The sequence below is a fragment of the Streptomyces sp. JK94 genome, assembly GCF_053613315.1.
This window is the reverse complement of the sequence record NZ_JBSICH010000012.1, coordinates 227,428-248,333: the sequence shown is the minus strand read 5'-3', so window position 1 is coordinate 248,333 and position 20,906 is coordinate 227,428. Positions and strand designations below refer to the sequence as shown.

General features: G+C 75.8%; 8 protein-coding genes. 1 reads left to right on the top strand and 7 read right to left on the bottom strand.

The window, feature by feature from the left end; genetic code table 11:
- Positions 1-130: 130 nt before the first annotated feature.
- The 5 genes from ACVV2G_RS13055 to ACVV2G_RS13035 form a co-directional block, all read right to left on the bottom strand.
- Complete coding sequence (locus ACVV2G_RS13055; RefSeq protein ID WP_453842839.1) at positions 131-1,690, bottom strand: MDR family MFS transporter; 1,560 nt, start codon at positions 1,688-1,690, stop codon at positions 131-133.
- A 43-nt stretch (positions 1,691-1,733) separates the two neighbouring features.
- Positions 1,734-7,844, bottom strand: coding sequence for a beta-ketoacyl synthase N-terminal-like domain-containing protein (locus tag ACVV2G_RS13050; RefSeq protein WP_453842838.1), 6,111 nt, complete (start codon positions 7,842-7,844; stop codon positions 1,734-1,736).
- Positions 7,845-8,046: 202 nt separating this feature from the next.
- Entirely contained in the window at positions 8,047-10,242 is a 2,196-nt protein-coding gene (gene fabD / locus ACVV2G_RS13045; protein WP_453842837.1) for an ACP S-malonyltransferase, read from the bottom strand.
- 40 nt (positions 10,243-10,282) lie between these two features.
- Positions 10,283-11,083 (bottom strand): enoyl-CoA hydratase-related protein, encoded by an 801-nt coding sequence (locus ACVV2G_RS13040; RefSeq protein ID WP_453842836.1) that lies wholly within the window; start codon positions 11,081-11,083, stop codon positions 10,283-10,285.
- A gap of 7 nt (positions 11,084-11,090) precedes the next feature.
- Entirely contained in the window at positions 11,091-12,323 is a 1,233-nt protein-coding gene (locus ACVV2G_RS13035) for a hydroxymethylglutaryl-CoA synthase family protein (protein ID WP_453842835.1), read from the bottom strand.
- A 177-nt stretch (positions 12,324-12,500) separates the two neighbouring features.
- Between ACVV2G_RS13035 and ACVV2G_RS13030 the strand changes: the two genes are divergently transcribed.
- Positions 12,501-13,241, top strand: coding sequence for a 4'-phosphopantetheinyl transferase family protein (locus ACVV2G_RS13030; RefSeq protein ID WP_453842834.1), 741 nt, complete (start codon positions 12,501-12,503; stop codon positions 13,239-13,241).
- Positions 13,242-13,247: 6 nt separating this feature from the next.
- Here ACVV2G_RS13030 and ACVV2G_RS13025 read toward each other — a convergent pair whose 3' ends face one another.
- Together ACVV2G_RS13025 and ACVV2G_RS13020 are read right to left on the bottom strand one after the other, a co-directional pair.
- A complete protein-coding gene (locus ACVV2G_RS13025) occupies positions 13,248-14,006 on the bottom strand; it encodes a thioesterase II family protein (protein WP_453842833.1) in 759 nt (252 codons plus the stop codon).
- A complete protein-coding gene (locus tag ACVV2G_RS13020; protein WP_453842832.1) occupies positions 14,003-20,905 on the bottom strand; it encodes an amino acid adenylation domain-containing protein in 6,903 nt (2,300 codons plus the stop codon). Before ACVV2G_RS13020 ends, ACVV2G_RS13025 begins: the two co-directional genes overlap by 4 nt.
- Position 20,906: the final 1 nt, after the last annotated feature.

Genomic DNA, 20,906 nt, shown 5'->3' with positions numbered 1-20,906 from the left:
TGTAGGGGGGGGGGGGGGTGGGTCGGGAGGGGCAGGGAAGGCCCCCGCAGAGCCACGCTAAAGGGGGCCCCTGCCGGGGGCTGCACAACTTTGAGCAGGCGGGAGACGGTCCCCGCCAGCCCCGGGCCGATCAGCCTGCCGCAGGTTCCTCGTGGGCCGGCTGACGGGCCGCCGGGTCGCTCTCGCGGGGCATCTCCTTGAGGAACAGGGACACCACGAGGGCGACCCCGACGAGCAGGACACAGACCAGGAACATGTCACCCATCGCGTGCGCGTAGCCGTCCAGGGCGTCCCCGCGGGTTGGTTCGGGCAGCCGGTGCAGGGCCGTGACGCCCTGACCGGCGGCGCGCGCCGCGTCCTGGCCGACGTCGGCCAGCCGGTCGGCCACCCGGCTGGCCAGGACGGTGCCCAGGACCGCGACCCCGATCGCGGACCCCATGCGCTGGAAGAAGTTGACGGAGCTGGTGGCCGCGCCGATGTCCTGCGGCGGCACGGAGTTCTGCACGGCGGTGATGACGGGCTGCATCACCAGGCCCACGCCGGCGCCGAACAAGAAGGCGTACACGCCGATCTGCCAGTAAGGGGTGCCGGCGTCGAGCCGGGACAGCAGCAGCATGGTGACGACCAGCAGAGCCGAGCCGGAGACGGGGAACACCTTGTACCGGCCGCTCTTGCTGATCAGCTGCCCGGAGGCGACGGAGGTGACGGTCAGCCCGAACATCGCGGGCAGCATGGCGAGCCCGGAGCGGGTGGACGACATGCCCATCACGGTCTGGAAGTACAGCGGCAGGTAGACGATGCCGGCGAACATGGCGGCACCGGCGAGCAGCCCGAACAGGGCCCCGATGCCGAAGACGGGGTTGCTGAACAGGTGCATCGGGATGACGGGTTCGGCCGCCCGGCGCTCCGCCCACACGAACAGCGCGCCCAGCACGACGGCGCCGACGGCCAGCAGCAGCGCGCCGGGGGCGGCCCAGCCGTAGGCGTCACCGGCCCAGTTGAGGTACAGCAGGGCGCAGACGACGGCGCCCGCCACCAGTGCCGCGCCCACGAAGTCGATCGTGTGCGGGCGCTGGGGGCTGCGGACGCGCAGGCCGACGGCGGTGGCCACCAGGGCGAGCACGCCGACCGGCACATTGATCAGGAAGATCCAGCGCCAGCCCGGACCGTCCGTGAGCCAACCGCCGACCAGCGGCCCGACCACGCTGGAGAGGCCGAAAACGGCCCCGAACATGCCCTGGTAGCGGCCCCGGCGCTCCGGTGGCACGACATCGGCGATGACCGCGAGCGCCAGCACGAACAGCCCTCCCGCGCCGAGGCCCTGGACGCCTCGGAAGACGATGAGCTGCCAGATGCTCTGGGCGACGCCGCACAGGACGGACCCCACGACGAAGACGCCGATGGCGCACTGCACCACGGTGCGGCGTCCGTAGAGGTCGGACACCTTGCCCCACAGCGGGGTGACCGCCATCGAGGTGACCAGGTAGACCGTGACCACCCACGGCAGCCGTTCGAGGCCGCCCAGTTCGCCGACGATGCTGGGCAGGGCGACGCTGACGACGGTCTGGTCCAGGGCCGAGAGCAGCATTCCCGCCATCACACCGGCGAGGGCCAGGGCGGCCTGGCGAGGGGTGGGCAGGGCCGGTGCCGCGTCCGCGGTCCCGGGGGCCGCCTCTGCGGAGTTGTCCATCTCGGGGGTTTCCTTCCGTGGGGGTGACGGTGGCGGAGCGGGTTCACGGCACCCGTGCCGCCGGGGTGGGTCCGGGGGTACCGTCCGTCGCCTGGCGGGTGACGAAGTGCAGGTCCAAGATGGCGGCGCGGGCGGGTTGGGGCCGCGGTTCAGACTGCCCATCCGGTCGCGGTTCCGACTGCGGCTCGGAGGCGGGCCAGGGGTCGGGGGCGGGCCGGGCGTCGGCCGAAACGGGGGCGGCGTCCGGGGTGCGCTCCAGCCACAGCCGGCGTCGCGCGTAGGCGGGCGCGGGCAGCGGCTCGCGCACCGGCACCCCCGCCGGCCGCTCGGCCGGGTCGAGGGCGGAGGCGACGAGGTGGGCGTTGGTGCCGCCCAGCCCGAAGGAGCTGATGCCGGCCACCCGCCGCGCGGGCGGTGCCGTCCACCGCTCGGCTGCGGTCACCGGCCGGAACGGCGAGTGCGCGAAGTCGAAGCGCGGGTTGGGCGTCTCGCAGAACAGGGTGGGCGGCACCACGCCGTGCTCCAGGCTCAGCGCGATCTTTATCAGTCCCGCTACACCGGCCGCGCTCAGCAGGTGTCCGACGTTGGCCTTCAGGCTGCCGATGCCGCAGCGGCCGTACGGCTCCTCGGCGCCCGCGAACGCGTCGGTGAGCGCCTTGAGCTCCATCGGGTCGCCGATCCTGGTGGCCGTCCCGTGCGCCTCCACCAGTCCGATCTCGTCGGCCCGACGTCCGGCCGCGGCGAGGGCCTTGCGGACGACGTCGGTCTGGGCGGCCGGATTCGGCGTGGTGGTGCCCATGGTGTGGCCGTCGTTGTTGACGGCGACCGCCTCGATCACCGCGTGCACACGGTCGCCGTCGCGCAGGGCGGCGGCCAGCGGCTTCAGCAGGACGGCGGCGCAGGCCTCGCCCGGCACGATGCCGTCCGCCCGCTCGTCGAAGGGCCGGCAGCGGCCGGTGGGCGACAGCACCCGGGCGGCGCTGAACTCCAGGTAGGGCCGCTCGTCGAGCAGGATCTCCACCCCGCCGGCCAGGGCCACCTCCGCCTCCCCGGACAGCACGCTGCGGCACGCCAGCTGCACGCTCACCAGGGAGGAGGAACAGGCGCTGTCCACCACGAGGCCCGGGCCCCGGAAGTCGAAGCGGTGGGCCACCTGGGCGGCCAGGAAGTTCTGGTCGGACTGGAGCACGTCGGGGCGCAGCGGCGCGCGCAGCGGATAGGAGGAGATCCGCCCGCCGACGAAGACGCCGACGTCCCGGCCGCGCAGTTCCTCGCGCCGGTAGCCGGCGTCGGCGAGGCAGTCGCAGGTGGCCTCCAGGAACAGTCTGATCCCCGGGTCCAGCACGGTGGCCTCGTCGTCCGTGAGCTGGAACGGCTCCGGGTCGAAGCGGTCGAGACCGTCCAGGAACCCGCCCCATTTCCCGGTGCTGCGCCCCAGTTCGTACTCCGGGCGGTAGTGGGCCGCGGTGTCCCAGCGGTTGGCCGGCACCTCGGTGACGGCGCAGTGGCCGTCGAGCAGGTTGCGCCAGAAGGTGGCGACGTCCGGGGCGCCGGGGAAGCGTCCGGCCATGCCGATGACGGCAACCTTGCCGTCGGTACGGCGGTCGGCGGGGGGTGCGGTGACCGGTGCCGGAGCCTGTACCTGTGCCGGGGCGGGCGGCGGAGGGACGGGAGCCGCTTGGGCCGCCGCCGGTTCGGTGCGCGGGGCGAGGCCGACGGACGTCAGGTGGTCGTGGAGCTGCTGCACCGAGGGGTGCTCCAGCAGCAGCGAGGGCGGCAGCCGCTCGCCGACGGCCTCCTCGACCCGTTCCAGCAGTTCGCCCAGCATCACGGACTCCACGCCGAGGTCGCTGAAGTCGGCGGTGGCGTCGAGGTCGGTCTCCGGGGTGCCGAGCACCGCGCACACGAGCGGAACCAGCCAGGCGGGGCCGCTGCCGGCGCGCGGGGGTTCTGGCGCCGGTTCCGGTGGCGCGGCCGGTGCCGTCCCACCCGTCCGGGTGTCCAGCAGTGTGCCGACATCGAAGCCGGCGTCCAGGGGCAGGGCCGGCAAGACCGTGCCGCCCCAGGGCATGGCGATCACCTGTTCCAGGATGCGCAGCCCCGTGGCGTCGTCGACGGTGTCCAGGCTGGCCGGAGCGCAGACGTTCTCCTTGCCGCGTGCCGCGCCGGTCTCGGTCCACATCGGCCAGGCCACGGAGCGGAAATGGCCGCCGCCGGTGCGGACCCGGTGGCCGAGCAGCAGGTCCGCCGCCGCGTTGGCCGCCGCGTAGTCGGTGACGCCGGCGGCGAGGCGCGGAACCAGGGCGCAGGCCGAGGAGAACGCCACGAAGAAATCGAGCCGGTCGTTCTCACAGAGGGCAGCGAGCGTCTCCAGGCCGTCGGCCTTGGGCGCGAAGGTGACGCGGATGGTGGCGGTGTCCTTGCCGACAAAGGCGGGCCGGCCGCCGCCGAGGCCGCCGGCGCAGTGCACCACGCCGCCGAGGGGCCCGAGTTCGGACCGCACCCGGTCCAGGAAGGCGCCGACGGCGGGCCGGTCGGTGAGCGGGCCGGTGTGCACCAGGACACGTGCGCCGAGCCGTTCCAGTCGCCGTACGCCCGCGACGGCCTCCGCCTCGGCGGCACCGAGCGCCCCGGACGTGTCCCAGCGCTCGCGGGGTGGCAGCGGCCGGCCGCCGAGCACCGCGACGGCCCGCGCCCCTCGCCCGACGAGGTGGGCGGCGACCCGGGCACCGATGCCGCGGGTGCCGCCGGTGACGACGTAGGCGCGGCCGGGGTCCGGAACGAGCGGGGTGTGCCGGGCCAGGGTGGGGCGCAGGACGGGTTCGTAGCGCAGTCCGTGCCGGTGGCAGATCTCGGCGCGCCCGCCCGGCCGGTGCCACTCGCCCCAGAGCGCGGCGGCCAGCCGTTCTGGCTCGGCGGTGGGCAGGTCGGTGTCGAGGACGGTGGTGTCCAGCCGCTGGTACTCGGCACCGAGGCAGCGCAGGAACCCCGCCATGCGGGCGCCGGACGGACAGGACTCGGGCCCGTCGAGGTCCTGCAGCCCCCGTACCGCCTGGAGGCCGCGCAGCCGGGCGCCGGGGCAGGCGCCGATGAGCCGGCGGACCAGCAGCAGGCGGGCGGTCCAGGGGCCGGCGTCGGCGGGGTCGGGCCGGTCGAGGTCGGTGAGGTCCATCCAGCCGGCGATCACCGGGTGCCGGGCGAGCAGGCCGTCGGTGACGGCGCCGGCCTGCCCGTCGTCGCCGAACTCCGCCGGACCGCCGGGGGAATGCCCGTCGTCGCGGACGAGAACGGGGACGAGGGTCCCGGCCGGCGCCATGCGGGCGAGCGCGTCGGCCACGCCCCGGGTCGCGGCGCCGTACAGACACACCACAACGCCCTCGCCGGGCCCGTTCCCGTCGGCGGCTTCGCCGGTGGGCAGCCACTCGCGGCGCAACAGCACGGCGTCCTCGGCGGCGGGGTCGGGTCCGGGCTCCAGGGCGGGCTCGGGCTCCGGGGCGACGGTGGGTACGGTGCCGTGGTCCCCCTCCTTGATCCAGCAGCGCATCCCAGCGAACGGGTACGACGGGAGGGAGATGACGCGCGGGACGGCGCCGGTGTACAGGCGGGTCCAGTCGACGGGACCGCCGGCCACCCAGTGCCGGGCGAGTGCGGCGAGGTCGGGGTCCGGGCCGTCCGGCAGCAGGCGTCCCTGGGGCCGACCGCCGTGGGGTGCCCGGCCGCGTACGACGCCGTCGGCGTCCGTGTCCCGGCCGGCCGCGAACCCCGCCAGGTCGGCGGCGGCGTCCGCCGCGTCGGTGGCGACGAGCGCGAGGCGTTCGCGCAGCGGCTCACGGCCGGCCTGGAGGGTCCAGGCGACGTCGGCGAGCGGCGCCGCGTCCGGCAGGCGCAGCCGGGCGGCGAGACGGGACGCGCTCTCCCGTAGGCGCTGTTCGTCGTGGGCGGAGAGCACCAGCAGCCGGGGGACCGGGACGGTGACCGGGTCCCGGCGGGCGGGGAGGGGGCACTCCTCCAGCACCACGTGGGCGATGGTGCCGCCGGCGCCGAAGGAGCTGATGCCCGCGCGGCGGGGGCGCGGTGCGCCGTCCGGTCCGGTGGGCCGCGGCCAGGCGGCGGCCGTGTGCTGGGGTCGGAAGGGCACGGCGTCCCAGTCTACGTTCGGGTTGAGCCGGTCCACGTGCAGGGTCGGGGCCAGGGTGCCGTGCTCCAGTTGCAGGAGGCACTTGGTGAGCGCGGCCAGGCCGGCGGCGGCCTCGGCGTGCCCGATGACCGACTTCACCGAGCCGATGGGCAGCGAGCCCGGCGGGCGTTCGTCGCCGCCGAAGACCCGGGTGAGTCCGTCGATCTCGACGGGGTCGCCGAGCGCGGTGCCGGCCCCGTGAGCCTCGACGTAGTCGATGTCGGCGGGCCGCAGCCCGGCGTCGGCGAGGGCGTCCCGGACGACCTCGGCCTGCGCGGCGGGGGACGGCACGATGTAGCCGTTGGTGCGGCCCGCGTGCACCACGGCGGTGCCCCGGATCACCGCGCGCACCCGGTCGCCGTCGGCCAGGGCTCGGGCCAGCGGTTTCAGCACCAGCACACCCACCGCCTCGGCCGGCACGAACCCATCGCCGCCCGCGCCGAAGCTGCGGCAGCGCCGGGAGCTCGAGGTGAGGGACATCAGCCGTTGCTGCACGAACTTGTTGGGGTGCAGGGAGAGGTTGACGGCGCCGGCGAGGGCGACCTCGCAGTCCCCGGCACGCAGGGCCCGCACGGCGAGGTGCAGGGCGGCCAGCGACGAGGAGCACATGGTGTCCACGGCGAGGCTGGGGCCGTGCAGGTCGAGAAGGTACGAGACCCGGTTGGCGATGTTGCCGAGCGCGCCGCCGCTGTAGGCCGGGCGGCCGCGCAGGGTCTCCTCGACGCCGAAGAAGGCGTAGTCGGCGTACATGGCGCCCGCGTAGACGCCGACGCGCGACCGGTGCCGTTCACGCAGTCGCTGCCGGGGGTGGGCGGCGTCCTCCAGGGCGGCCCACGCCGACTCCAGGAAGAGGCGCTCGTGCGGGTCCATGAGGGCGGCGTCGCGCGGGGTGATGCCGAACAGCAGCGGGTCGAAGCGGTCGACGCCGTCGAGGAAGCCGCCGGTCATCTCGTCCACGGGCCAGCCGGGCCGGTGCCGGTCGGCGGGCAGGCCGGTGACACAGTCGTGTCCGGACTCCAGGTTGGCCCAGAACGTTTCCAGGTCCGGGGCCTGTGGGTAACGGCCCGCGACACCGATGACGGCGATCGCTCCGTCGGTCCCCGCGCCCGGGTCCGTCCCCGGTCCCGGGTCCGCGGCGGCGGGCGGTGCGGGAGCCGGCCGGGCCGTGGCGGGCGGGCGGCCGGTGTCCGGTGCGCGGCGCGGGGCGGCTCCGCAGCGGCGCACGGCGTCCTCGGCGACGTGGGCCATGTCGCCGTGTTCGAAGAACAGGGTCCGGGTGCCGACGCCCCAGTCCTCCGCGAGCAGCCGGTTGAGTTCGCCCATCTGGAGCGAGGTGAGCCCGTACTCCACGAAGGGTGTGTGGGCGTCGAGTTCGTCCCGGGGTATGCCGGACACCTCCGCGTACCGGTCCAGGAGGGCGGTCTCCAGGTCCGCCGTGTGCGGGCCGGTCCCCGGGTCCGAGGTGGTGGTGTCGGCCGGTGGCGGCGCGGGCGCGTCGGTGGCGGCGAAAGGATACACCGGCAGGGCGACGCGGGTGCGCGGGGTGTGCCAGTAGGCCTCCCAGGGCAGGTCGGCACCCTCGGCCCACCGCCGGGCCGCCTCGGCGGCAGTACCGGGCGTACCGGCGGGTACGCGGCCGGCCCGTCCGGTGTGGACGGCCGGGTCGGGGCGGCCGGTGAGGAAGGCGTCGAGCGCGGCGACGACACCGGCGAGGTCGGGGTGGGCGACGGCGAGCCGGTGCCGCATGGGCACCCGCCCGGTCTGAGTGGTCCAGGCGATGTCGGCGGTGGCGGGCGCCCGGTCCTGGCGCAGCAGGAGGGCGAGCCGGTCGCGCAGGTCGCGGGCGGCGCGGGCGAGCCGGCCGGGGTCGCCCGCCGAGACGAGCACGACGCACGGGTCGGCCGGACCGGTCCCGGGAGCGGCGGGCGTGCCGCCGTCGGGCCGGGTGTCGTTGTCGGTGCGCTCCACAGGGTTCATGCCGTCTCACTCCACAGGGGTCGGCCTCGGGTCGGTCCGGACATGCCACAGACCCGCGGGGTCCCGCGGGCGGAACGCCACTGCTCGTCGCGGACCGGGACAGCGACGGCCGGGTGCGTCCGGCGGCTCACGAGCACGTACCGGGCAGAACACCGCTGCCCGGCACCGGCCAAGGCCGCGACGCCTCGATGTGTCAGACGGCTCACGAGGGTGCACCGGTCCGTTCCGGGGCCCTTGCGGTGAGCAATTCCGCGGCGTTCGTCAGGAGGTGTGCGGCCACCGCGGCCGGAGTGCGGGTGGGCCACGCGGCCAGTGCGGTCCCGGCGGCGGCGCGGTTGAAGTGGGTCAGGTCCGGGTCGCACGGCACCTGGTGGTCCAGGGGCCGCACGGGGTCGCCGACGGGGGTGCGGCGGGCGGTCTCCCGCGCGTACCAGCGGAACACGTCGGCCGTGCGGAGGCGCCCGTCGGCCCGGCCGTCCACCGGCTCCCACGTGCCCAGCAGGTGTTCCTCGATGTGCCGGCGCCGGGGCGCGGGGACGTCGGCGAAGTAGCGGTGTGCGCGCAGGAGCCGGTGGAGCAGCCCCGCCCGGGCGGGGTACAGGGTGCCCCGGCGGAGGACCCGCCCGGGGACGCCGAGGGCGGCGTGCCGTTCGGTGGGGGCCCAGGTGACGTCGTCGTCGCCGGCCCGCGCGAGGGTGTCCTTGAGGGGACCGGCCAGGCGGGCGGCGGGTGCGCAGGCGCTCAGCGAGGTGGCGACGAGAAAGGCGGCGCCGAGCGCGAAGGCGGTGGCCGCCTGTTCCGGGGTGCCGACGACGCCGCACAGGCCCACGTGCACGGGTTCGGGGCCGGGGATCCGGGCGGCGAGCGCGGCCACGGAGGGCAGCAGGTGGTAGGCGTCGGCGCCGTCGTCGTGCCAGCCGCCCGGCGCCTGGACGGCCAGGTCGGAGGCGACGGGCAGCTCACCGGCGACGGCGGCCTCGCGTACCGACAGGCCGCCGGTGCGGACGAGTTCGGCGAGCAGGGCCGGGGCGGGCGGGCGCAGGAAGGCGGTGGCCTGGCCGAGCCCGGTGACGCGGGCGAGGACGTGCCGCACGGCGACCGGGGCGCCGCCTGGGCCGCGGTGGGCGCCGGTGAAGCGGAAACGGACGAGGGCCGCGTCGGGGCCGTGCGGGTGGCCGGCCTCGACGTGCCGCACCTCGTGCGCGAGGAGCGTGGTGACCTGGTCGTCGGCGTCCGTGCCGGGGCGCAGCCCGATCCCCCAGCCGTGCCGGCCCGCCCCGTCCAGGGACGCCCGGTCCGGGGCGCCGGGGGCCGGATCGGTGAAGGCGGCCAGCCCCGCCGCCCGGGCGGCCCGGCAGACCTCCTCGCCCACGGCGCCGTCGCCGGTCCCAGACACCACCCAGGCCAACTCGGTCCCGTACCGCTCCCGGAACCGCGCCGAGCCGAGCCGCTCCGGGGCCGTCGGGAGACGATGCCGCCCCGTCCCGCCCGCCGTCGCCGTCGCCGTCGCCGTCGGGGCGACCGCTGCCTCCGCCTCCGGGGTCTCCCTCCTCGGCGTGAGTTCCGTCCGGGCCGTCGCCCACAGCTTGGTCAGCACGCTTCCGGGGCCCAGCTCGACCAGCTCGGTGACGCCCTGGTCGATGAGGTGGGCCAGGCTGTCCCACCAGCGCACTCCCCGGCACATGTGCTCGCGCAGCCGCAGGGCGATCTCCTCGGCCCGGTGGGGACGGGCGGTGACGTTGGAGATGACGGGGACGCGGGGCTCACGGAAGGTGACGGTGTCGAGGACCGCGCCGAGTTCGTCGGCGGCCCGGGCCATGTAGCGGGAGTGGGCGGCGACGCTGATGTGCAGCAGCACGCACTTGCCCGCGCCCTCCCGGCGCAGCACCGGGGCGAGGGCGCGGACGGAGTCCTCGGGGCCGGAGAGCACCGTCTGCACGGGCGAGTTGTGGTTGGCGACGTCGATGTCGTCCGCGCTCTCCCGGCGCATGACCGCCCGCAGCCGCTCGACGTCGAGCCCGACGACGGCGAGCATGCCGCCGCCGCGCTCCCGGCCCATGATCTCGGCGCGGGCCACGACGAGGCGCAGCCCGGTCTCGAAGTCGAGGGCGCCGGCCGCGTACAGGGCGGTGTACTCGCCGAGGCTGTGGCCGATCATGCAGTCGGGCTGTGGTTCGCGGGCGGCGCGGTCGAGGTAGGCCAGCGCGCCGATGGTGTAGAGGACGGGCTGCAGAACGCGGGTGTCGCGCAGCGCGGTCCGGTCCGCGGCCAGGTCGCGGACCGGACGGCCGAGCACGGCGTCCGCGCGGGCGACCACCTCGGAGTGGCGGTCGAAGAGGCCGGCGCCCATGTCCTCGCGCTGGGAGCCCTGCCCGGGGAACGCCCATACGGTGCTCATCGGCGGCCCTCCCCCGACGCCGCCCCCGCGGGCCGGGCGCTCACCGCTCCCACGGGTAGCGTCCTTCGGCGGCGAACCGGGCCATGCCCTCGCGGACGCCGGGCACCGCGGCGAGCCGGGCGAACTCCGTGACCGCGCGCCGCTCGTCTTCGGCGGTGACGGGACGCAGTGCGGACAGGTACTGCTTGGCCTCTCCGAGCATCCGGGCGTCGGTCTTGGTCAGCCGGGAGAGCAGCCGATGCGTCAAGGGCCTGGGGTCCGGCGAGAGTTCGTCGGCGAGCCCCCGGTCCAGCGCCTCCCGCGCGGTGAGCGGCAGGGTGGTGAGGGTCATGGTGGAGGCGGTGCGGAGGCCGGTGCGGCGGGCCAGGAACGGGAGCACGCTGCACGGCAGCAGCCCCCACAGCGCCTCCGGGAGGCTGAACACGCCGCGTTCGGTGGTGTGGACGAGGTCGCAGGCCGCAGCGAGGCCCACGCCGCCGCCCGCCGCCCGTCCGTCCACACAGGCGAGGGTGAGCCGCGGCAGCTCGGTGAGCCGCCGCAGCAGCCCGAAGAACGCGGACCCGCTGTCCTCCCCGCGGCCCGGGTCCCCGGTGTCGTGGGCGGGCTCCGTCCCGCTGTCTCCCGCCGCCACCTCGCCCATGTCCATCCCGTTGCAGAACACCTGCCCCGGCGCGTCCAACACCACCAGTCGGCAGGTGCCGGACTCCTCGGCGCCGTCCAGGGCTGCGTGCAGGTCGGCGATCAGGGCGGCGTCGACGGTGTTGCCGCGCTCGGGCCGGTCCAGGGTGATGCGCAGGACCGCGGGGTCCTGGTGCCGGACGCGGACGGTGCCGTGGCTCATCGGTCGGTCAGCTCCAGGAGTAGAGGCGGTGGAAGTTCTCGATGCGGTGGAGCACCAGCAGCCCGGCGCCGTCGGCCAGGTCGCCGTAGAGCTCCGCGTAAGGCTTGGTGTCGACCTCCAGGTCCCGTACGCCGAAGGCGCGGTCGCCGCCGAGTTCGGTGAGGGTGTCGTACTCCTCCATGGTCAGCGCCCGCCGCGCGTCGAGGGCGGCGCCGATCCGCATCCGGCCGGCGGTGGCCACGGCCTCCTCGCCGAGGATGCCGCTGAAGAACTCCGAGCCGCACCCGGAGCCGTAGGAGAACATACCGATGCGGCAGGGGGTCTTGGGGCCGCCGCGGTCCAGGAGGGAGCACAGGGCGAGATACAGCGAGGCGGAGAACAGGTTCCCGACCCGGGAGCCGTAGTGGAGGGTGGGGGCGATCCGGCGGGTGAAGTCCTCGGCCGCCTCGCGCGGGCCCAGCCCCTTGTGGGTGCGAAGCAGTTTGCGGTGCGCGCCCTTGACCATGCCGGCGAACGGGGTGTGCAGCACCAGGTGCTCGAAGCTGTCGACGACATCGGCGCCGGCCACCCGCTCGCGGTAGGCGGCGAAGCTGCGCTCCAGGCAGGTCAGGTACGACAGCAGGGACACGTCGGAGTCGACGTAGTCCAGGTCCGGGCGGGGACGCAGGGTGTCCATCACCTCGAAGGTGTGCAGGCCGCTGGCCCCGGGATCCAGCTCCAGGACGCGCGGGTCGCGGCCGACGAGGAGCGCGACGGCGCCGGCGCCCTCCGAGGGTTCCCAGTAGGTGCCGCGGGCCGCGGCGCTCGGCGCGTCGGCGGCGATCACCAGGGCCTTGGCGGTGCCGACGGGTGAGGCGCCGATGATGCCGGCGGCGGTCTGCAGTGCGGCCGTGCCGCCGTAGCAGGCGTGCTTGACCTCGAAGGAGCGGCAGCGGGAGCTGAGCCCGAGGTGGTGGTGGATGTACGTGGAGATGGGCTTGCCCAGGTCGAGCCCCGACTCGGTGCCGACGACGAGCAGTTCGATGCCGTCGCGTTCCTCGGCGGTGAGCCGGTCCAGGAGGGGTTTCGCCGCGTTGACGGCGTTGGTGACGGCGTCCTCGCAGGGCAGGTTGACCGACTTCTGACGCATCATGAGGTTGTCGAACCGGGTCATGTCCAGGCCCCGGCCGCGGAAGAGGTCCGCCACGTCGAGACAGGCGCGTGCCACATAGGCGTTGATCGCCTCGATGCCGACGGCCATGGTCGCTCCCGCGGTCGGGGGCCGCCACCGGGCCCCGGCTCTCCCGGTTGTATTCGGCACGGACGTCGCGTGTCTGCTCACTTTTGCACGGCGGGGCCATTCGGGTACGACGCAGGCTCGGTGCACGCCGCGGAGAGCCCGCCGGCTGTGCGCCCGCACCGGCACCGGGAGGCCGCCGTGTCCCAGGGGACCCCGCCGCCGTCCCGCGTCGCCCTGCATCACGCGGTCACCGGCGCTCCCCTCGCGCACGTGTGGGCAGCCGCCCCGGACACCTACGGCGACACCGCCCTGCTGTCGGCGGCGGAACGTCGCCGCGCCGAGGGCTTCCGCCGGGACCCGGACCGCCGCCTGTACGTCGCGGCCCGCACGCTGCTGCGGACCGCGCTCAGCCGGTGCGTGCCCGACGTGCCGCCCGCCGACTGGCGGTTCACGGCGGGACCGCACGGCCGTCCCGAGCCCGCCGGGCCGCCCACCGTGCCCCGGCTGCGCTTCAGCGTCTCCCACGCCCCGGGCCTCGCCGTCTGCCTGGTCTGTCCTGAATGGGACTGCGGCGTCGACGTGGAGGTCACCGACCGTACGGTGGACCCGGTGCGGGTGGCGCGCACGATGTTCCACCCTCGGGAGACCGCGCGGGTGCTCGCGGCGCCGCCCGCCGAGCGCGGCGGCGTGTTCCTGCGGCACTGGACGCTGAAGGAGGCGTACGGCAAGGCACGCGGCCTGGGCTTCCTGCTGCCGCCGGACTCCTACACCGTCACCCCGGACGCGCCCGGCGGGCCCCGGCTGGCCGCGGCCGACGACGACGGCCCGCGGTGGCAGCTGGCCCAGTGGCCCCGGGGCGAGCGCCACCTCCTCGCGGTGGCACTGCGGCGGGGCCACGGCCCGGACGCGACGGTGATACGGCACCCCGGTCCGCCGTGACCCGGGTCAGGGCACCGTCTGCCGGATGTCCTCGCGCAGGTCCCGGCGCAGGTCGGAACGGAGCGGCTCGGGCAGCCCGGCGAGGTAGAAGTGGTCGCCCCGGTAGACCCGCATCCGGAACGGGCCGTCGCTGACGGTCTCCCACAGCCGCAGCTCCAGCGGCGTGACCTCCGGGTCCCGGTCGCCGGTGAACCCGGACACCGGACAGCGCAGCCGGGGGCCGGGCAGCGGCCGGTAGCTCTCGTTGAGGTGGAAGTCGGCGCGCAGCGCGGGCAGGAACATCCGCATCAGGTCGCGCTGGCGCAGCACCTCCGGCGGGGTGCCGCCCAGTTCGGCGACGACTCGCAGGAAGTCGTCGTCGGCGAGGTCCGCGAACGGCGGCCGGCGTGCCGCCAGGTGCGGGGCGCGCCGCCCTGAGACCAGCAGCCGGCGCGGCGCCCGCACCGGGTCGTCCTGGAAGCGGCGGGCGACCTCGTAGGCGACGGCCGCGCCGGTGCTGTGGCCGAACAGCGCGTACGGCCGGTCCAGGTGAGGCGCGAGCCCCGCGCAGAGCGGGCCGACGAGGTCCTCCATGCTGCGGAAGGCGGGCTCGGCGACGCGGGTCTCACGGCCGGGGAGGATTACCGGGCACACCTCGATCTCCGGCAGCAGCAGCTCGCGCCACGGCCGGAAGAAGCCGCCGCCGCCACCGGCGTGCGCGAAGCAGAACAGGCGCAGCGGCGCGTCCGTGGTGGCGTCGCCGCTCTTCAGCCAGGTACCGGTCACCGCGGTCCCTCCGTGGAGCCGATGCCGTCGGCGGACCGGAGCACGGCGTGGCCGTAGGCGCCGGTCGCCGAGACTGCGTTGACGAGCGCCCGCAGCGGTGCGTCCGGGGTGACGGGCGTCCAGGGCCGGGCGGTGTCTGCGACCGTGAGCCGGGCCCAGTCGGGCAGGTCGGTGCGCCGAGATGCCAGGGCAGTCGGGGCAAGGGTGCGCTCGCGCAGTTGCAGCAGGACCTTGGTGAGCTGGGACAGCCCGGAGGCCGCCTCCAGGTGGCCGATGTGCGGTTTCACGGTGCCGACGACCAGGTCCCCGGCGGTCCCGGGCGGGCGCAACGCGGTGAGCAGGGCCTCCAGTTCGGCGGCGTCGGCCAGCAGGGCGCCGGAGGCGGCGCACTCGGCGTACCCGATGTCTGCCCCGGCGAGGCCGTGCCTGCTCAGCATGCGGGCGAGGGAACGGGCGAGCGGGCCGGCGGCGGGCATCCCGAACGGGCCCGGGCGACCGGCCGCACCGGCGCCGGTCGCCTCGACGACCGCGTGCAGAACGTCGCGGCGCTCCACGGCGTCCCGCAGCGGGCGCAGCAGCAGGGCACCCGCGCCCTCGCCGGGCGGCCAGCCGCTGTCCTCGGCGCCGAAAGCACCGGCCGACGGCCGCCGGGCCGCCAGGCCGAGGTCGCGCAGCAGCGCCAGGTGGTAGGGGTGGGCGACGACGTTGACGCCGGTCACCACCGCCGCGTCACACTCCCCCTGGCGCAGGCTGGTCACGGCCAGGTGCAGGGCGGTCAGCGCGGAGGAGCAGGCGGTGTCCACCGCGACGGCCGGGCCCTCGAGGCCGAAGCAGTGCGCGATCCGGGCCGGAAGGTCCGAGGCCGCGCCCGCCAGCCGGGCCGGTCCGCCCTCCCGCCAGCGGGCCTCGCCCGCCTGCCGGTGGTCGTGCCACATGGTCGCCGTGAACACCCCGACCCGCTCGCCGTCCGAGGTGAGGCCGGCGGGCGTGTGGCCGGCGTCCTCCAGGCACTGCCACACCACCGGCAGCAGCAGCCGCAGCTGCGGGTCCAGGTCCTCGGCCTCCTGGGGCGAGACGCGGAACAGCCGGCCGTCGAAGCCGTCGTCGCCGCGCAGGTAACCGCCGTGGGGCCAGGCCCCGGCCGGGTCCGGCGAGGTGCCGGTGGCGGCGAACGCGGCCGCCCGGTCGGCGGGCAGCGGGCCGACCGCGCGGTGCCCGGAGCGCAGGTTGTCCCAGAACTCCGCCAGGCCATCGGCGCCGGGATAGCGCCCGGCGACGCCGATGACGGCCATGTCCGCCGGGGCCGGCCGGGCGGCGGGCTCCTCCCTGGTGGCGGCCTGCCGTTCCCGGGCGGGCCGGACGCGCGCCGGGGGTTCCTCGTCCCCCGGCAGCGGTCCGGCGAGGAAGGCGTGCAGCAGCCGCTGGCCGGGATGGAGCCGCAGGGCGTCGCGGACGCGGTCGAAGGCGAGACTGCCGACGGCGCACAGGCCGACGCCGCTCTCCCGTTGTCCGCTCATCAGCAGCTGCCCCAGGTAGCCGGCCTCGACTGCCAGGTACTGCGCCGACTCCACGCCGTACAGCGGCTCGATGCCGCGCGGCTCGGACACCAGGTACACCTCGAAGGCCGCGCGGTCGAAGACGGGCCGGTTGTAGGCGAAGTGGACGGTGCGGTCGATCCCGGGGTCGGCGGTGACGCGCTGCAGGGCGTGGTCGTCCGGCCGGTGGTAGTACAGGCCACCCGGGACGCCCTCGACGGCGTCCGGCTTGACGTGCAGGTAGGTCTGTACGGCGTAGGTGTCGCCGGCGGACGCGTACAGGCGGCGCGGTCCGTCGCCGGCCGGGCGGGCGCGCAGGGCGGCCAGGAAGCGCAGGAAGGCGTCGTGCGCGAGCGGCCCGGCGGCGAATTCCCGGCGCGTGGCGCGCTCCTGGTACCGCTCGGCGGGTGGCAGCGTTCCGCCGAGCACGAGCAGCGGTTCGTCGACGGACCGCGGCCGCAGGTGCCAGGCCGCCGACTTGAAGCGGTGGCGGTCTTCGGCGGAGAAGAACTCCACGGCTTCCGCGACCGAAGGGGGGTCCTCGGACGGACGGTTCGCAGAGGGAGGGCCCTCAGAGGGACGGTTCGCAGAGGGACGGCCCTCCGGCAGAGGGTGCTCGGACGGACGGCCCTCCGGGGTCCGTTCCTCGCCCGCCGCCCCCGCCCCTGCAGACCCCGCCACCGGCTCGGCGCCCGCCAAATGGTCCGCCATCCCCGCCACGGTCGGCTTCGCCAGCAGTGCCGACACCGGGATGCGGCGGCCGTAGCGGGACCGCAGGGCCGTCGAGAGCTGGGCCAGGGTGAAGGAGGTGGCTCCCTGGTCCCACAGGTCGAGCGTCGGGTCCAGCTCGGGCACGCCGATCAGGCCGGCCAGCAACGTGCCGATCTCCTCGCCGAGTTCGGCGGCGGGCGGGAACACGGTGCCCGACCCTGTGGCGGGCCGCCGTGCGGGCGCCGGGGCCTGGGGCTCGCTCGGCGCGGGCAGGGGCCACGGCAGGGCGTCCCGGTCCAGCTTGCCGTTGCCCGTCGCCGGGAAGGCCGGCAGGAACGCCACGAAGTTCGGGACCATGTAGTCGGGCAGCGCCCGGGCGGCGTGCGCGCGCAGCTCGGACACGGAGGGCCGGTCGGCGCCCGGCTCGGCGAGCAGGTAGGCGACCAGGCGCCGGTCCCCGCTGCCGTCGGGCCGGGCCACCACCACCGCGTCGTGCACGGCGGGGTGGGCCCGCAGCCGGTGCTCGATCTCGTTGAGCTCCACCCGGAAGCCCCGGATCTTCACCTGGTGGTCGCGGCGTCCGAGGAAGACCAGGACACCGTCGTCGCGGTAGGCCGCCCGGTCCCCGGTGGCGTACATGCGGGCGTCCGGCCCGCCGGCGAACGGCTCGGGGACGAACCGCTCCCGGGTCAGTTCCGGCTGCCCGTGGTAGCCGAGGCTCAGACAGTCACCGGCGATGTAGAGGTCGCCCTCCTCGCCGATCGGGCAGGGCTCCAGGCTGCCGTCCAGCACGTAGTACCGGGCGTTGTCGATGGGCCTGCCGTACGGGATGCTGCGCCACTGGGGGTCGACGGTGCCGACGGGGTACCAGTTGGACCAGACGGTGGCCTCGGTGGCGCCGCCGAGACTGATCACCTGGGCCGCGCCGAACACCTCGCGCACGTCGTCGGGCAGGGACAGCGGAATCCAGTCGCCGCTGAGGAAGACCAGGCGCAGGTCGCCGGTGCCAGGGGCTCCGCGGTGCTCCCGCAGGTGCGGCACGAGCCGGGCCAGGGTGGTGGGCGCGGAGTTCCAGAAGGTGACCGGCGCGCGCAGCAGGGCTTCGACGAGCAGGTCGGGGTCGCGCTGCTCGGCCTCGTCTGCGAGGTAGAGGCCGCCGCCGTACCCGAGGAGTCCGAGAAGGTCGAAGACGGACAGGTCGAAGCCGAGGGAGGTGACGCAGAGCCCGGTGTCGCCCGGGCCGAGGCCGAAGGTGCGCCGGCCCCAGTCGAAGAGGTTGTGCAGGGAGCGGTGCGCCACCACCACGCACTTGGGCCGCCCGGTGCTGCCGGAGGTGAACAGCCGGTAGGCGACCGAGTCCGGGCCGGTGACGGGCGCGGGGTCGCCCGGGTCGGGCAGGTCCGCGCCGGTGTTCGCGGGCGCGTCCAGGTCGAGGACGTCCATGCCGTCCGGCATCGGCCAGTCGGGACCGCCCGCCGTGACCAGCAGGTGCCCGGTGTGCGTGTCCTGGAGCATGCCGTGGGCGCGGTCGCGGGGCAGCGCGGGGTCCACGGGGACGTAGGCGCCGCCCGCCTTCAGGACGGCGAACACGGACACGGCCATCGCCGGGCCGCGCCGCACGGAGATGCCCACGGAGGTGCCGTCCCCGACACCGGCCCGCCGCAGCCGGTGGGCGACCAGGTTGGCCCGGCGGTTGAGTTCGCCGTACGTCATGGTGCCCTCGCGCCAGCGCAGCGCGACCGCGTCGGGGCGGCTGCGCACCTGCTCCTCGAAGAGCAGGTGGACGGGGCCCTCGGCCGGGTAGGGACGGGCGGTGTCATTGAACCCGTACAGGGTGCGGTGACGCTCGGCGTCGGCCGGGTCGCCGTCCTCCGCGTCCGGGGCGGTCTCCTCCGCCAGCGCGGTGAGCAGGTCGGCGTAGTGCGCGAACGCCCGGTCCAGCACTCCGTCCGCGAACCGTTCGTCCAGCGCGTCCCAGGCCAGGTGCAGCACCGTTCCGTCGTCGACCGTCACGCAGTCGAGGGCGACGTCGGTGGTGGCCGTGCCCGCGGGGCCGGGCCGCACACCGGCCGGCAGGGGACGGGCGGAGACGTCGAGCACGGTCGTGAAGACCACGGGGTACGCGGACTCCGCGTCCCTGCGGCGCCGCACGACGAGCGCGCGCATCTCGGCGAGACCGGCGCCGTCGCCCCGTTCCAGGTCCTCGGTCAGCTGCCGGTGGTAGGCGCGGGCGAGGGCCGGCAGGCCGGTGGCGGCCGCCGGTGAGCGGACCCAGGTGAGTTCGGTGAACTCGGCGGGGCGCTGCGCGTCCGGACCGGTGAAGCAGACCACGGGCAGCGCGAACGGCTCGTCGTGCAGGGCGCCCAGCGCGGTGCAGCAGGCGGCCAGCAGGGTGGCGTCGAGGCTGACTCCGTGGCGGTCGGCCCAGGTCGCGAGGGCCGTGCGGTGGGTGAGGAGGCGTTCGCGGCGCCGGGGGCGCGCGGGTCCTTCCGCGTCTTTCAGCGGCGGCCCGGCCGGCAGGTCGGCGAGCCGGTCCCGCCAGTGGGCGCGGGCCGCCTCGGTCACCGGCCGGGGTGCACGGGGCAGCCGGGTCGGGGTCGGCGGGGCAGCGGCGGGGTCGGCGTACCGGCGCAGCAGGTCGCGGGCGAGCAGCACGATGCTGCGGGCGTCCCCGACGAGCAGGTCGACGGCCAGGTGCACGGTGGCGGGCCGCCCGGGCGCCCGGACCACCCGGAGGTCGGTGTGCGCGCCCCGGCCGAGGCCGAAGGGCCAGTGCGTCAGGTCGGCGCGGACGGCGCGGTCGACGGCGTCGGCGTCCGCGCCCTCGGGTACGTCCAACACCAGGACCGGCGCGTGAACCGGGGCCGTGGCCAGGACTCCGAGCGTGCCGTCGGCGCCGGTGCGCAGGCGCAGCGCCTCGTGGGCGGCGACGAGTCCGTGCCAGGCGTCGCGCAGCCGTGGGAGGTCCAGGTCGTCGACGTGGAAACTCTGGTGGTACTGGCAGCCGCGGTCGGTGCGGCCGTCGAGCCGGGCCACCAGGTAAGCCTGCTGGAGGTCCCGGGCGGGCAGGGCGGTGTCGGGTGCCGGTTCGCACAGTCCGTGCAGCAGCCGGTGGAAGCGGCCGAACAGGACGTCGGGCGCACCCGGCGGGAAGAGGGCGTCGGCGGTGTCCCAGCGGAAGTCCAGACCGCCTTCACGCTCCCGCATCTGGTGGTCGAGGGCGATGCCGGAGGTCTGGCCGACGGCGTACCGCTCGTGGTCGCGCAGGCTCCCCCGTCCGGCACCGTCGAAGGCCAGGTCGAGCAGGCTGGTGAAGACGACGGGCAGGGCGGGCGCCCGGGTGCCCTGGGCGCGCAGTTCGCGCAGCACCTCGACGCTGCCGACGCCCGCGTGGGACAGTGCCTCCCACACCCGCTGGTGCAGGGCGCGGGCGGTGTCGTCCGGGTCAGCGGCGGAGGTCCACGGGTCGACGACGAGCAGGCATCCGGAGGTGTAGGGGCCGACGAGTCCCTCGGCCGCGAGCGGTAGCCGGGGCCGGTCCGTGGTGGTCAGGACGAGGGTGAACGGGTCGTCCTGACCGGCCGGTGCCAGTGCCTCGGTGAAGGCGGTCAGCACCAGCGAGGTGGGTGAGACGCGCAGCGCGGCGGCCCGGGCGCGCAGGCCCGCCCACTGGTCCGGGGTGAGCCGCCCTCGGCGCGGGACGCGCAGGTGGCCGTCGCGGCCGGGCGGCGGCTGGGGTGGTTCGGCGAGCAGGACGGGTGGGCCGCCGGGCAGGCCCTTGTGCCGTTCGGCGGCCCGGGACAGGGCGGTCCGGTGGGCGGTGGACGCACGGTGGCGGGCGAGCGCGACCAGGGTGTCGCGGAGGCTGAACGGCACCTCGGGCAGCGGGTGCGCGTCGTCCGCGTACGCCTGCCACCAGTGGTGCAGCAGTAGGTCGGTGCCGTGAGCGTCGGAGACCGTGCCGTCGAGACTGAGGTGGACGACGGCGCGTCCAGCGGGCTCCCGGCAGATCTCGACCCGGAACGGCGGCCAGTGGCCCGGAGGGTAGCGGTGGTGGGACAGCCGGCGGCGGACGGAGTCCGCCCCGGTCTCCAGCGCGTCCGCGTCCGCCACCTCGTGCACGACGGGCTCCGGCACCCGCACGCTCTCCTGGACGTGCTGGCCGCGGCCGACGCCGGTGAGCCGGAGGGCGTCGAAGTGGGTCACCAGCCGCCGCCAAGCGCGGGCCAGCCGGCCGGCGTCCAGCCCGTCGAGGGCGAACTCGTGGTAGTGGTGGCAGCCGTAGGCGTCCGGGTCCAGCTCAGGGTACCTGCCGACGACGTACGCCTCCTGCATGGGGGTCGCCGGGGCGGGGGCATGGCGGGAGGCGGGCTCGGCCACCACGTCCACGGGTCCGGCGACGGCGCCGCCGCCGTCCGCGCCGTCGGCCCGGTCGATCCGGTCAGCGAGGTCGCGCGGGGTGCGGCACTCCCGGAGCAAGAGGAGCGGCACCTCGGTGCCGAACTCGGTCTCGATCTCCAGCATCAGCCGCACGGCGGCGAGCGAGGAGAGTCCGGCGTCGGCCAGGTCGGTGTCCGGGTCCAGCGGCCCGGACCGGGTGACCAGGGGCGCCAGGATGCTGAGCAGACGCTCACCGGTGGTGGCTGCGGTCACC